Annotated in this window: 11 protein-coding genes; 5 read left to right on the top strand and 6 right to left on the bottom strand. The window is 75.1% G+C overall.

Features of this window, described 5'->3' with window-relative positions; translation table 11 throughout:
- Positions 1-174 precede the first annotated feature (174 nt).
- Positions 175-1,200, top strand: a complete 1,026-nt coding sequence (locus ABD292_RS35185; RefSeq protein WP_344215105.1) for a LacI family DNA-binding transcriptional regulator — start codon at positions 175-177, stop codon at positions 1,198-1,200.
- Positions 1,197-2,156, top strand: coding sequence for a carbohydrate kinase family protein (locus ABD292_RS35180; protein WP_344215103.1), 960 nt, complete (start codon positions 1,197-1,199; stop codon positions 2,154-2,156). The genes ABD292_RS35185 and ABD292_RS35180 overlap by 4 nt, the downstream gene beginning before the upstream one ends.
- On the opposite strand, the gene ABD292_RS35175 is transcribed toward ABD292_RS35180, so the two are convergent.
- Positions 2,099-3,292: an MFS transporter gene (locus tag ABD292_RS35175; protein WP_344215101.1), complete on the bottom strand. Its 1,194-nt coding sequence runs from the start codon at positions 3,290-3,292 to the stop codon at positions 2,099-2,101. The two genes, ABD292_RS35180 and ABD292_RS35175, sit on opposite strands and share 58 nt — an antisense overlap.
- A 148-nt stretch (positions 3,293-3,440) precedes the next feature.
- Here ABD292_RS35175 and ABD292_RS35170 point away from each other — a divergent pair, with 148 nt between their 5' ends.
- Entirely contained in the window at positions 3,441-4,355 is a 915-nt protein-coding gene (locus ABD292_RS35170) for a sugar kinase (protein WP_344215099.1), read from the top strand.
- Positions 4,356-4,380: 25 nt separating this feature from the next.
- Positions 4,381-5,286, top strand: coding sequence for a D-isomer specific 2-hydroxyacid dehydrogenase family protein (locus tag ABD292_RS35165; RefSeq protein ID WP_344215097.1), 906 nt, complete (start codon positions 4,381-4,383; stop codon positions 5,284-5,286).
- Positions 5,287-5,311: 25 nt separating this feature from the next.
- Here ABD292_RS35165 and ABD292_RS35160 read toward each other — a convergent pair whose 3' ends face one another.
- The 4 genes from ABD292_RS35160 to ABD292_RS35145 all read right to left on the bottom strand — a co-directional run bounded on the left by ABD292_RS35160 (position 5,312) and on the right by ABD292_RS35145 (position 11,075).
- Positions 5,312-7,651, bottom strand: coding sequence for a protein kinase domain-containing protein (locus tag ABD292_RS35160; protein ID WP_344215095.1), 2,340 nt, complete (start codon positions 7,649-7,651; stop codon positions 5,312-5,314).
- Positions 7,652-7,784: 133 nt separating this feature from the next.
- Positions 7,785-8,954: a cytochrome P450 gene (locus ABD292_RS35155; RefSeq protein ID WP_344215093.1), complete on the bottom strand. Its 1,170-nt coding sequence runs from the start codon at positions 8,952-8,954 to the stop codon at positions 7,785-7,787.
- 210 nt (positions 8,955-9,164) lie between these two features.
- Positions 9,165-9,980, bottom strand: a complete 816-nt coding sequence (locus ABD292_RS35150) for an IclR family transcriptional regulator (protein WP_344215091.1) — start codon at positions 9,978-9,980, stop codon at positions 9,165-9,167.
- Positions 9,981-10,235: 255 nt separating this feature from the next.
- Positions 10,236-11,075: a LysR family transcriptional regulator gene (locus ABD292_RS35145; RefSeq protein ID WP_344215089.1), complete on the bottom strand. Its 840-nt coding sequence runs from the start codon at positions 11,073-11,075 to the stop codon at positions 10,236-10,238.
- Between the two features lie 98 nt (positions 11,076-11,173).
- Here ABD292_RS35145 and ABD292_RS35140 point away from each other — a divergent pair, with 98 nt between their 5' ends.
- A complete protein-coding gene (locus ABD292_RS35140; RefSeq protein ID WP_344215087.1) occupies positions 11,174-11,899 on the top strand; it encodes an SDR family NAD(P)-dependent oxidoreductase in 726 nt (241 codons plus the stop codon).
- A 46-nt stretch (positions 11,900-11,945) separates the two neighbouring features.
- Here ABD292_RS35140 and eda read toward each other — a convergent pair whose 3' ends face one another.
- Positions 11,946-12,560, bottom strand: a complete 615-nt coding sequence (gene eda / locus ABD292_RS35135) for a bifunctional 4-hydroxy-2-oxoglutarate aldolase/2-dehydro-3-deoxy-phosphogluconate aldolase (RefSeq protein WP_344215085.1) — start codon at positions 12,558-12,560, stop codon at positions 11,946-11,948.
- Between the last annotated feature and the right edge of the window lie 158 nt (positions 12,561-12,718).

Here is a 12,718-nt window from a genome sequence, read left to right as displayed (position 1 = left end):
GTTTTGGGCGTCCGAAGACTGATATTTCCGGATTGCCGATGCCTGCAAAGGACTTGCGTAAAGTTGCAGAAACGGCTTTCATGGTCGGGACGCAGGGGGGAGGCCGGCTCGTGCCCGCCTCGGGTGCCCCGGAGCAGCGGATTCGGCGGCAGGGTGGAAAGTAAAGTAGCTCACATGAATGGTCACGCTCGCCTTGCCGACATCGCCGCCCAGGCCGGGGTGAGCGAGGCCACCGTCAGCCGGGTGCTCAACGGCAAGCCAGGGGTCTCCGCGACCACCCGCCAGTCGGTCATGACCGCGCTCGACCTCATGGGCTACGAACGCCCGCCCCGCCTGCGCCAGCGCAGCAACGGGCTGGTCGGCCTGGTGACGCCCGAGCTGGACAACCCGATCTTCCCGGCGTTCGCGCAGGCCATCGAGAAGGCGCTGACCCAGCACGGCTACACGCCGGTGCTGTGCACCCAGCTCCCCGGCGGCGCGCCCGAGGACGAGTTCACCGAGCTGCTGGTCGACCGCGGGGTGAGCGGCATCGTGTTCGTCTCCGGGCTGCACGCCGACACCACCGCCAGGATGGACCGCTACACCCGCCTCACCGACCGCGGCCTGCCGATCGTGCTGGTCGACGGCTACAGCGAGCACATCGACGCGCCCTTCATCTCGCCCGACGACCGCATGGCGGTCCGGCTGTCCGTGCAGCACCTGGTCGACCTCGGGCACGAGCGCATCGGGCTGGCGCTCGGCCCGCGCAGGTTCGTGCCGGTCATCAGGAAGATCGAGGGATTCAAGCAGACGATGGCCCAGCTCCTCGGCGCGACCGACGTCGACGACCTGATCGCGCACTCGCTGTTCTCGGTGGAGGGCGGCCAGGCGGCGGCCACCCAGCTGCTGGCGCGCGGCTGCACCGGCATCGTGTGCGCCAGCGACCTCATGGCGCTGGGCGCGATCCGTGCCTGCAGGGAGAAGGGCCTCGCGGTGCCCGGCGAGGTGTCGGTGGTCGGGTTCGACGACTCGCCGCTCATCGCGTTCACCGACCCGCCGCTGACGACGGTGCGCAAACCGATAGGAGCGATGGCCTCGGCGGCGGTGCAGACGCTGCTGGAGGAGGTCAACGGCGCGCCCGCCAAGCACGTCGAGCTGATCTACCAGCCCGAGCTGGTCGTGCGCGGCTCCACCGGCTCGGGACCGCTGGTCAACCGATGACGCGCGACGTCCTCGTCCTGGGCGGCGCCGGTGTCGACACCACCGTGTACGTCCCCGAGCTGCCGCTTCCCTACCGCGACACCTACCAGGTCCCGCCGGTCGTCGACCGCATCGGCAACACCGGGGCGGGCGTCGCGCTCGGCTGCCACGCCCTCGGCCTCGACGTCGCCTTCGCCGACCTGATTGGCGACGACCCACAGGGCGCGCTGATCCGGCACGCGCTGCGCGACCTCGCCTGCTCCTACGGCCATGCCGAGGCAGGCACCCGCAGGAGCGTGCTGCTCGTCGGCCCCGACGGCCGGCGCACCTCCTTCTTCGACCCCAAGGCCACGCCGGGGGAGCGCCTGCCGAAGGAGACCTACGCCGGCGTGCGCGCCCGCCACGTGCACGTCTCCATCACCGACTTCTGCCGCCACGTCTACGACGACCTCAACGACGACCTCCACGGGGTGCCGATCTCCACCGACCTGCACGACTGGAACGGCGCCGACGACTACCACAAGGACTTCGCCCTCCGCTCCGACCTGGTGTTCCTGTCGGCCGTGGCGCTGCCCGACCCGGCCGCGGCGATGCGCGCCATCCTGGCCGAGGGCCGCGCCCACACCGTGATCTGCACCCGCGGCGCCGACGGCTGCCTCGTGCTGACCCGCGACTCCGGCGAGGTGCGGGCGTTCCCCGCCGAGCCGCTGCCGGGGCCGGTCGCCGACAGCAACGGCGCGGGCGACGCGTTCGCCTCCGGCTTCCTGTACGGCACGCTGCGCGGCCGGCCGCTGGAGGAGTGCGTCAGGCTCGGCGCCCTCGCGGGGGCGCACGCGTGCTCCGTGCCCGGCACCCACGAGTCGCCGATCACCGAGAGACTGCTGCTGGAGCGGGCCGCGGCGACCGGCCCGCGTCCGGATCAGTCGAGCTCGCGCCAGGCCCTGCCGACGAACGGCGGCAGCGAGATCAGCGCGTAGACGCAGGTGAAGGCGAGCAGGGCGGCGCGGAGCCCGGCCAGCTCCGTCAGCGCCCCGGCCAGCAGCCCGCCCACCGGCATGGCCGCGTAGGCGGCGGCGGTCATGGCCCCGATGACCCGGGCCCGCAGCACGGGCGGGATCCGGTCGTACTGCAGCACGCCCAGGATGGGGTTGATCGCGCCCGCGGCGAAGCCCGAGGCCAGCGCCACCCCGACGGCGACGGCGAACGGCACGTCCAGCGCCAGCACCAGCACCCGTGGCACCCCGGCCAGCAGGAACGCCATCCCGTACGTCAGCCGCCGGGGCAGCCGGTCGCCGGCGGCGGCGTAGGCGACGGTCCCGGCCAGCGCGCCCGCCGCCACCGACCCGGCCAGCAGGCCGAACGCGCGCGGATCGCCCGCCACGTCCCGGGCGTACAGGGCCAGCAGCACCTGCGTGACGCCCGTGTCCAGCATGTTCACCACCACGATCATCCCGGTGGCGCCGAGCTGCAGCCGGTCACGCCACAGGAAGGCGAGCCCGGACCGCAGCCCCCGCAGATACCCCTCCCCGCCGCCGGGCCGCGCCGCGCCGCCGGCCCGCGGCAGCGTGCCCACCAGGGCCGCCGACAGCAGGAACGTGACGCCGTCCACGATGAGCAGCGCGTGCGTGCCGAGCCAGACGATCAGCACCCCGGCCAGCGGCGCGCCCACCATCGCGGCCCCGCGGTAGACCCCGTCGTAGGCCGCCGCCGCCCGCTCGATCCGCACCTGACCCAGCGCCGCCAGCTCCGGCAGCATCGCCTTGCGCGCGGTCTCGCCCGGCGTGGCCGCCAGCCAGCGCAGGAACAGCAGCGCCAGCAGCAGCGGGTACGACAGCCCCGAGCCCTGTGCCAGCAGCGGCACGGCCAGCACGACCAGCCCGCTGATCAGGTCCGACACCATGCTCGACCGGTGGAACCCCAGCCGGTCCACCAGCGTCCCGCCGAAAGCCGCCGCGACCACCACGGGCAGCGTGGCCGAGAACGCCGCCAGCCCGGTGAGCGCCGCGCTGCCCGTGGTCTCCAGCACGAACCACGGCACGGCGAGGACGCACAGCATGGTCCCGGTGACGGAGAGGGCGTTGGCGGCCAGCAGGATGATGAATGGACGCCTCACGCGCTCTAGCCCCGTTCCCGACCCGGAAGTTGCTCAGGGTAGACGGGTGACGGAGGGATCTGGATGACAGCGTTACCCGATTGGGCAAAAGTGATGTCGTACTACGATAGGGACGCATGATCCACCGGTCACCCCTGCGGGCCCAGCCGTGAGCGTCGTGGTCTGCGGCGAGGCGATGCTGCTCATGCTGGCCGAGCCCGGCATCCCCCTGGAGCGCGCCACCTCCTTCCGCCGCTCGATCGCCGGCGCCGAGTCCAACGTCGCCGCCGGGCTCGCCAGGCTCGGCCACGAGGTCCGCTGGCTCGGCCGGGTCGGCGCGGACCCGGCCGGCAGGTCGGTGCTGGCCATGCTGCGCGCCGAGGGCATCGACACCCGGCACGCCGTCGTCGACCCGGACGCCCCCACCGGGCTGCTGCTGCGTGACAGCCATCCGGCCAGGGCCATCGACGTCACCTACTACCGCTCGGGCTCGGCCGCCTCCCGCCTCGCCCCCGGCGAGCTGACACCCGAGATGGTGAGCGGCGCCCGGCTCGTGCACGTCACCGGCATCACGCCGATGTTGTCCGACACGGCCCACCCGGCCACGCTCCGCCTGCTCGACCTGGCCCGCGAGGCGGGCGCGACGGTCTCCTTCGACCCGAACGTACGGCTCAAGCTCGGCCCGCCCGAGCGGTGGCGCGAGCGCGTCGCTCCGCTCATGGCCCGCGCCGACGTGGTCTTCGCCGGCGAGGACGAGCTGGAGCTGCTCGGTGTGGACCCGGCCGGGCTGCCAGGACTGGCCGTGATCAAGCACCGCGACAAGTCGGCGAGCTGCGCCGGGCTGCGGCAGGAGGCGTTCCCCGTGCCCGTCACCGATCCGGTGGGCGCCGGGGACGCGTTCGCGGCCGGGTTCCTGTCGGGGCTGCTGCGCGGGGAACCGTACGAGGTGTGCCTGCGCGAGGCGGCGGCCGTGGCGGCGCTGGTCGTGCAGTGCGCCGACGACAACTCCGGGCTGCCCGACCGGGCCGGCCTTGACCGGGCGCTGGCCGCGTTCGCCTCCTCGGGCGAGACCGTGCACCGCTGAGCCCGTACGACCAGGAGGTTTTCCGATGACCGTCGCCGTCCACGTCGGCCCCGAGCCCGTGCCCGCCCTCGTCGAGGCCGTCCGCCGCGGCGGCGGGCGCGTCGTGCCGCTGGAGGAGGCCGAGGCGCTCGTCTACTACGGCAGCGGCGACCCCGCCGAGCTGCGCGGCATGATCGGCGAGCGGATCCGGTGGGTGCAACTGCCGAGCGCGGGCGTCGAGCGCATGGCCGCCGCCGGGGTGATCACCGACGAGCCGGTCTTCACCGCCGCCACCGGCTCGTACGGCCCCCAGGTCGCCGAGCACACCCTCGCGCTCATGCTGGCCGCCGCCCGCGACCTGCCCCGGTACGCCAGGGCCACGAGCTGGAGCCCGAAGGGCTCGGCGGTGTTCGCCGGCTCGACCGTCGCCGTGGTGGGCCACGGCGGCATCGGGCGGGCGCTCGTACGGCTGCTGGAGCCGTTCGGCTGCCCGGTGATCGCCGTCACCGACCGCGGCGACGCGCCCGGCGCGGCCCGGGTCCTGCCCCGCGACCGCTTCCGCGAGGCGCTGCCCGAGGCCGACTACGTCGTGGTCGCCGCGCCGCTCACGCCCCGCACCCGCGGCATGTTCGGGGCCCGCGAGTTCGCGCTCATGCGTCCAGGCGCCTGGCTGGTGAACGTCGCCCGTGGCGGCCTCGTCGTCACCGACGACCTGGTGGCCGCGCTCCGCGAGGGCCGCATCGGCGGGGCCGCCCTCGACGTCACCGACCCCGAGCCGCTTCCCGACGGGCACCCGCTCTGGACGATGGACAACGTCCTCATCACCCCGCACAGCGCGAATCCGCCCGCCGCCTACTGGCGCGGCCTGGCCGAGCGGGTCGAGGACAACGTGCGCCGCTACGCCGAAGGCGCCCCCCTGGAGGGCCGGGTCTCCCCGTCCGAGGGCTTCTGACGAGCCCCGCCTGGATCCCGGTGGCTCAGACCAGCGTGATGCGGGCGCCGGAGCTGAGGCCCGAGTCGTGGACCTCCAGGCCGACCGGCTTGCTCTTCTTCGGCAGGTCGAACACCAGCGTCCCGGTGAACGCCCCGCCCGACTCGATCCGGATCGGGGTGATCTCCTTGCCGGCGGCGTCGAGCAACCTGACCCCGCCGTGCGCCTCGTCGTCCTCGACGACCAGCTTCTGCTGGCTCGGATAGAGGACGCGGGCGTCGGGGCCCACGTTGTCCACCTGGACGCCGACCCGGCAGGTGCGCTTCGCGGCGGCCTTCGCCGGTTTCTGGCACGTCGTGCCGGTCACGGAGAAGCGCAGCTTGCCGTCCTGCACCTGACCGTCGGCGCCGGCCTCCGGGCCGCCGCGGAACAGCCACGCGAGGGCGGCCAGGATCAGCACCGCCAGGACGGCCGCCACCACCAGCGCGGTCAGGCAGCCGGTGGCGATGCTCCGCTTCCTGCGGGGCTGGGGGTAGCCCGGCAACGGCCCCTGCCCGGTGGTCGCGTGATGCGGCAGCGGCCCCTGGTTGCCGCGGGGGTGACGGGGGAGCGGCATCTGCCCGGTCTGATGCGGCGGCACCATCCCTCCCGGCCCCGGCCCCGTCCGGTCGATCCGCGGCATGGGCCCCGTGTGGTCGACATGCGGCACCGGCCCCGTGCGGTCGGCGTGCGGCACCGGTCCCGTTCTTTCGGGGTGCGGCAGCTGGCCGGTACGGTCGCCGTGCGGCACCTGACCCGTGCGGTCCAGGTGCGGCACCGGCCCCGTACGTTCGGCGTGCGGGATCTGGCCGCTGTGGTCGGCGAGCGGCACCGGCCCGGTGCGATCCGGGTGCGGCGGCGGACCGCCGTGACCGGGCGCGGGCGGCCTCGGACCCCGCCGACCGCCCTGCCCCTGCCCGGAGGCGTGCGGCGGCACCATGCCGGGCACCGGCCCGCTCCGCTCAGCCGGCGGCACCGGCGGCACGGGCGCGGCAGGGTGCGCGGAGACCCCCGGCGGCACCTGCTGCATCGGTGCTCCCTGCGGCGGGACCCCTTGCATCGGGGCTCCTTGCGGTGGGACTCCTTGCACTGGCGCCCCCTGCGCCGGGGACCCCTGCGGCGGGATCTGGGCGTGCTGGGGGATCGGGGCGCCCTGGGGAGGCACGTGGGGGCCCCGGCTGCTTCCGGGGGTGGGGCCGGTGCGCTCGGCGGGCGGTGGCTGCATGCCAGGGGTCGGCCCGGTGCGTTCCGCGGGCGGCACCCCGTGCGGTGACGCCCCCGTGCGCTCGGTCGGCGGCACAGCGCCGGGCCCCTGCGGGCCGGGCCCTTGCGCCCCAGGGCCCTGAGGACCAGGCCCTTGAGGACCAGGCCCTTGAGGACCAGGCCCCTGCACGACAGGCCCCTGTACGCCAGGCCCCTGCACGCCGTGTCCCTGGGGGCCGGGGGGCTGGGTGAGGGGGGCGAACTCCGAGGCGTTCCAGGCGTTCGTCAGGTGCTTGGTGGCCGCGAGCTGGGCGGCGGGCTCGTCGGAGGCCTCCACCAGCTCCAGCAGCAACTGCCGCGCCGTCGGCCGTCGTGACGGGTCGGGGTGGATGGCCGCCGCCACCAGCCGGTCGAGCGGCGCGGGCAGCCCTCGCAGGTCGGGCGGCGCGGTACGGGCCCGCGCCGCCATGACGTACGCGTCCCCCTCGCCGAACGGATGCCCGCCCAGCCCCGCGTACGCGATCAGCGACCCCCACGCGAACACGTCGCCCGCCGGGCTGGTGCGGCCCTCGAAGACCTGCTCGGGAGCGATCCAGCCGGGCGTGCCCATGACCATGCCGGCGTTGGTGTGCCGGGCGTTGACGTGCGTCGAGCGGGCCAGCCCGAAGTCGATGACCCGCGGCCCGGCCAGCGTCAGCATGACGTTGGCCGGCTTGAGGTCGCGGTGCACGAGCCCGGCGGCGTGGATGGCGGTGAGCGCGGCGGCGACGCCGACGGCGGCGGCGTGCAGCACCGACGGCGACAGCGCGCCGTGCTCGATGAGGTGGTCCTCCAGCGAGATGCCGTCGATGTACTCGGTGACGAGGTAGAGCACGCCGCGGTCCTCGCCGTGGTCGAGCACCCGCGCCGTGCAGAACGAGGCCACCTTGCGCGCGTTGGACACCTCTTCGTGGAAGCGCGCCCGGTAGACCGGGTCGGCGGTGTAGTCGCGCCGGATGGCCTTGAGCGCCACCCTGGAGCCGTCGGCGGCCTTGGCGAGGTAGACGACCCCCATGCCGCCGGTGCCGAGACGGCTGACCAGCTCGTAGGAACCGATCGCCGGCGGGTCTTCCGGCTTCAGCGGAGTGCCTGCGGAGCGCCCCAAAGTCGCCGTCCTCTCGCCGTGGTCATCCCGTCCCAAACCGAACCGAACCTCCGCCCGGCATGCCGTTTCGTACCCCAGACTCTAACGGAGGAAGGGGCCCTCCGTAGGCCACTGGCGCTGAGCAGGCATGGCCTCAGGAACGGCCGGGCTTGCGGCGCGCCTGGCGCATCCGGACGCGCAGCCGGGCGGGGTCGGCGGTGTGGGGGATCGGGCGGTGCGGGGACAACAGCCGCCCGATCGGCTTGGGTTTGGCCTCCCGCAGCACCGCGGCCAGGAACGCGGTGCCGACGGCCAGCGTCAGGTGCATGGCGTCGCAGCCGGGACGGGCCCACCACTCGTCGGCGGCGGTGCCGTTGAGCCAGATCTCCGGCGCGAAGGAGTCGGCGTACGGCAGCCGCGCGCTGCGCTGGTGCACCGCCAGCGGGACGAGCACGGGGGTGCCGGCGGGCAGGGTGGCGCCGTACCAGTGGGTCTCGGCGGCGGTCACCCGGGACAGCGCCGGCACCGGCGGCCACAGCCGCAGCGCCTCGCGCAGGCAGGCCCGCAGGTGCTCGGGGTCGGCGCGGGCCGCCTTGCGGTGCGCCGGGTGCGTGGACAGCAGCGCGAGCGTCTGCATCAGCGCGGCCGAGACGACGCCGAGCCCCATGAGCCAGTAGGCGGCCTGCATGAGCCCCCGCGACTCGGCCTCGCCGGGGGTCTCGGCGATCAGCCCGGCCAGGCTGCCCGGCTCGGCCCGTCGCAGGTGGTCGAGGATGCGGGTGTCGTAGCGGCCGGACAGCAGCTCCCTGCGCCGCCTGGCGCGCCGCCGGCCCGCCCGCGTGAGGCGGGTCAGCAGCCGGGTCAGCTCCTCGTCGCCGGCCGCGCCGTCGCCGTAGACGCAGCGGCGGGCCACGCGCTGCCAGCGCGCGTCGAGCCGGTCGAAGTCCACCACGCCGCTGGTCAGCTCGGCGGCCTCGGCGCGGGCGATCTCGATGAACGCCGGGCGCAGCACGTCGGCGGGCAGCCCGAAGGGACGCTCCTGCATGCAGGCCTCCAGCCCGGCCTCGACGCCGGCGGCGTAGACCTCGCGCTCCTCGACCAGCACGCGCAGCGCGTCGCGCCGGGACAGCACCAGCAGGGCGGGGCCGCGCCGGCCGCGGACGAACACGGGACGGCCGCCGTACCGGGACTCCAGGGTGGCCAGCAGGGGACGGGCCCGCAGCGGGTCGCGTCCGGGGAGCGTGTGCGGCGCCCACGGCGGGACGAGCGCGGCCGAGAGCCGCAGGCTCTGCAGCATGCCCGCCCTGGGCAGCCCCCTAGGCATGCGCGCCCTCCCACTCAGTGGAACGTTCCACCGGCGCCCGCGGGTCCGGGGCCGTGCGGGCCCTGGCCCTGCGGACCGCGGGCGCCTCCGAGGTGGCCGGAGCGGGAAGGAGGTCCATGCCGCTCATGTGATCGCGCCGCCCGGCCCGCCCGCAACGCGGGGTTTCGGTCAGTGGAACGCTTCCGGCCGCGGGGCCCCGCGGCGTTCCGGTCATCGGGACGTCTGCTCGCCGAGCAGCGCCGCCGAGATCGCCTGCGCGGCCCCGCGCACCGCGATGGCGAGCCGCCCCAGGGGCACGCCGTACGCGGGCGCGGCCACGCCCACGGCCATGCGGATCCGCCCGCCCGGCGAGCCGAACGCCGGCCCGAAGACCGGTGCGGCCACGCACGACACGCCCTCGGCGAACTCCTCCCGCGCGTACGCCACCCCGTGCCGCCGCACCTGGGCCAGCTCCCGCTCCAGCCCCGCCAGCGTGGTGATCGTGCGGCCGGTCAGCCGTTCGAACGCGCCCCGCGCCAGGAACTCCTGCCGCAGCCCGGCGTCGAAGGCCAGCAACGTCTTGCCGGTCGCCGTGCAGTGCAGCGGCGCGCGGTCCGTGGCGTCGGAGGGGGAGGCGACCCGGTCGTGGCCGTACAGCCGCTCGACGTAACGGGCCTCCAGGCCCGAGGGCACGGCCAGGTTCACCGTCTGCCGGGTGGTCTCGTACAGGTAGATCAGGTAGGGCAGCACCGCCCGCCGCGCGCCGGGACCGCGTTCCGGCCCGCCCGCCAGCACCTCCAGCAGGTCGCCGGGCAGGTAGCCGGTGCCCGCCCGCCTGGCCAGCCCCCGCCCGCACAGCACGCCGAGTATGCGGTGGGCGGTGGACTTGGGCAGGCCGGTGCTGCGGCAGAGCTGCGCGAGGCTGACCGGCTGGCGTGCCCCGCTCAGCGCGAGGAGGATGTCGATCCCCCTCTCCAGGCTCCCCGGGTGCGACACCGGGCGGTCGTCGGCGAGCGGTGGCTCCTGGCCGGCCGTTTGCGTGAGCATGAATGTCCCTTCGCTCTCCGCGAGCAAGAGGGGGCTTCCCCGAGACTGCGGCTTGACCCTCCTTGGCCTACCCCGGTGGCCGCGTCTCCAAATACCCAGGTCAGCGTAATTTGATGAGCTCGGCGTAGACCAAGACGGCCACCTCCCCGGGCGTTCTGGCTCCGATGCCGCGCGCCCGGCCGGCGACCAGCGCCACGTGCGGCACGCTCCGGGCCGGCGCCGCCCGCAGCACCGGCTCCTCGCCGGCGACGTGGCTCAGCGGCCGGTGGCCACGCGGACCAGGTGGGCGAGCGCCCGGGAGCGGCTGTGCGGCGGCCAGGCGATCACCGTCGTCACGGGCGGCGCGTCCACCACGGGGACGGTGGCGAGGTCGGGGCGCAGGTTCGCCCGGACGGACTCGGGCAGGATCACGCTCGCGCGGCCGAGCGCGACCATCTGGAGCAGCTGCGTCAGGCTCCGCACCTCGGGGCCGGGCCCCTCGGGGTAGGAGCCGTCCGGCCCCGGCCAGCGGGCCTGCGGCAGCCCCGGCAGCGCGGCGACCTCCGCCGTCATGAGCCGGGGCCGGACGGTCAGCGGATGCCCGGCGGGCAGGACCGCGACCTGTCCCTCGGTGCACAGCGTCTCGGTGTCGAACCCCGCGACCGAGTCGAAGGGCAGGTGCAGCAGCGCCGCGTCGGCCTCGCCGTCACGCAGGAGACGCTGCTGCTGCTGGGACTCGCACAGCAGCAGGTCGACGGTGACCGCGCCGGGCTCGGCGGCGTAGGCGTCGAGCAGCTTCGCCAGCAGCTCCCCGGACGCGCCCGCCTTGGTGGCGAGGATCAGGCGCGGCTCGTCCGCCGCCGCCTCCCTGGCCCGGCGCACGGCGGCAGACAGCGCGGCGAGGATCGTCCGGCCCTCGGCCAGGAGCACCGACCCGGCGGGAGTGAGCGTGACCCTGCGGCTCGACCGCTCCAGCAGCTTCACCCCGAGCCGCCGTTCGAGCCGCATGACGGTCCGCGACAGCGGCGGCTGGGCGATCCCCAGGCGCTCGGCGGCCCGGCCGAAGTGCAGCTCCTCGGCGACGGCGACGAAATAACGCAACTCCCGCGTCTCCACGTCCCCAGGCTAGCCCGGGCGATCGATACCCGTGGGGTATCGCTGCCGTACCCGGTCGGTGTTGGCCCGCCGCCCGGCCGGCGGCCACGATCGGAGCCATGACCGAACAGACGATCGCGCTGGTCACCGGCGCCAACAAGGGAATCGGGTACGAGATCGCGGCCGGCCTCGGCGCGCTGGGATGGAGCGTCGGCGTCGGCGCCCGCGACGAGCGGCGGCGGGTGGAGGCCGTGGCGAAACTGCGCGCGGACGGCGCGGACGCCTTCGGCGTGCCGCTCGACGTGACCGACGACGCGAGCGTGGCGGCCGCCGTCCGGCTGCTGGAGGAGCGCGCCGGCCGGCTCGACGTGCTGGTCAACAACGCCGGCGTCACGGGCGGCCCGCAGCAGCGGCCCACCGCGCTCGACCCCGCCACCGTGCGGGCGGCCCTGGAGACGAACGTCATCGGCGTCGTCCGGGTCATCAACGCCATGCTGCCGCTGCTGCGCCGCTCGGCCGCGCCACGCATCGTCAACCTGTCCAGCCACGTCGCGTCCCTGACCCTGCAGACCACGCCCGGCGTGGACCTCGGGCCGATCAGCGGGGCGTACACGCCGTCGAAGACGATGCTCAACGCCGTCACCATCCAGTACGCCAAAGAGCTGGCCGGGACCGGCATCCTCATCAACAACGCCTGCCCCGGCTACGTGGCGACCGACCTCAACGCCTTCCACGGGACCGCGACGGCGCGGGAGGGCGCGGCGGCCGCCATCCGGCTGGCCACGCTGCCGGACGACGGGCCGACCGGCGGCCTGTTCGACGACGCCGGCGTGGTGCCCTGGTGACCAGCCGGGCCAGTAGCTGGGTCCGTACGCGTGCGGCGCCGGTGGGTCAGGGGCGCAGGGCCGCGGCCTCGGCGGCGAGCTTCTCGACGCGGGCCCAGTCGCCCGCCTCCAGGGCGTCGGCCGGGGTGAGCCAGGTGCCGCCGACGCAGCCGACGTTCGGCAGCGCCAGGTAGTCGGCGGCGGTCGTGGCGCGGATGCCGCCGGTCGGGCAGAAGCGCACGTCGGGGAGCGGCCCCGACAGGGCCTTCAGGTACGGCACGCCGCCCGCCGCCTCCGCGGGGAAGAACTTCAGCTCCTTGATCCCCCGCTCGGCCAGCGCCATGACCTCCGACACGGTGGCCACCCCGGGCAGGTACGGCACCCCGCTCGCCTCCAGCGCCTCGACCAGCGACGGCGTGGTTCCCGGCGAGACCAGGAAACGGGCCCCGGCCGCGGCCGACGCGGCGATGTCCTCGGCGGTGCGTACGGTGCCCGCGCCCACCGTGGCCTCCGGCACCTCGGCGGCGATGCGCGCGATGGCCTCGCGGGCGGCCGGGGTGCGCAGGGTCACCTCGATGGCCGGCAGGCCGCCGGCGACCAGCGCCCGGGCCAGCGGCACGGCGGTCGCGGCGTCCTCGATCACCACGACGGGGATCACGGGGGCCAGATCGAGCAAGCTCATGCGGTCTTCTCTCCTCGTCGGCCCGCCGCCGGCGGCGGGCCGCATCAGTTCACGGACGGACCGGCGGCCGTCCTCAAGGTCAGGGGACGGACCGGCGGCCGTCCTCAAGGTCAGGGGACGGACCGGCGGCCGTCCTCAAGGTCAGGGGACGGACCGGC

It is taken from the genome of Nonomuraea bangladeshensis (genome assembly GCF_039529455.1).
Classification (GTDB): Bacteria; Actinomycetota; Actinomycetes; order Streptosporangiales; family Streptosporangiaceae; genus Nonomuraea; species Nonomuraea bangladeshensis.
Note: the sequence above shows the minus strand (reverse complement) of the source record. Positions and strands in the feature narration are given on the sequence as shown.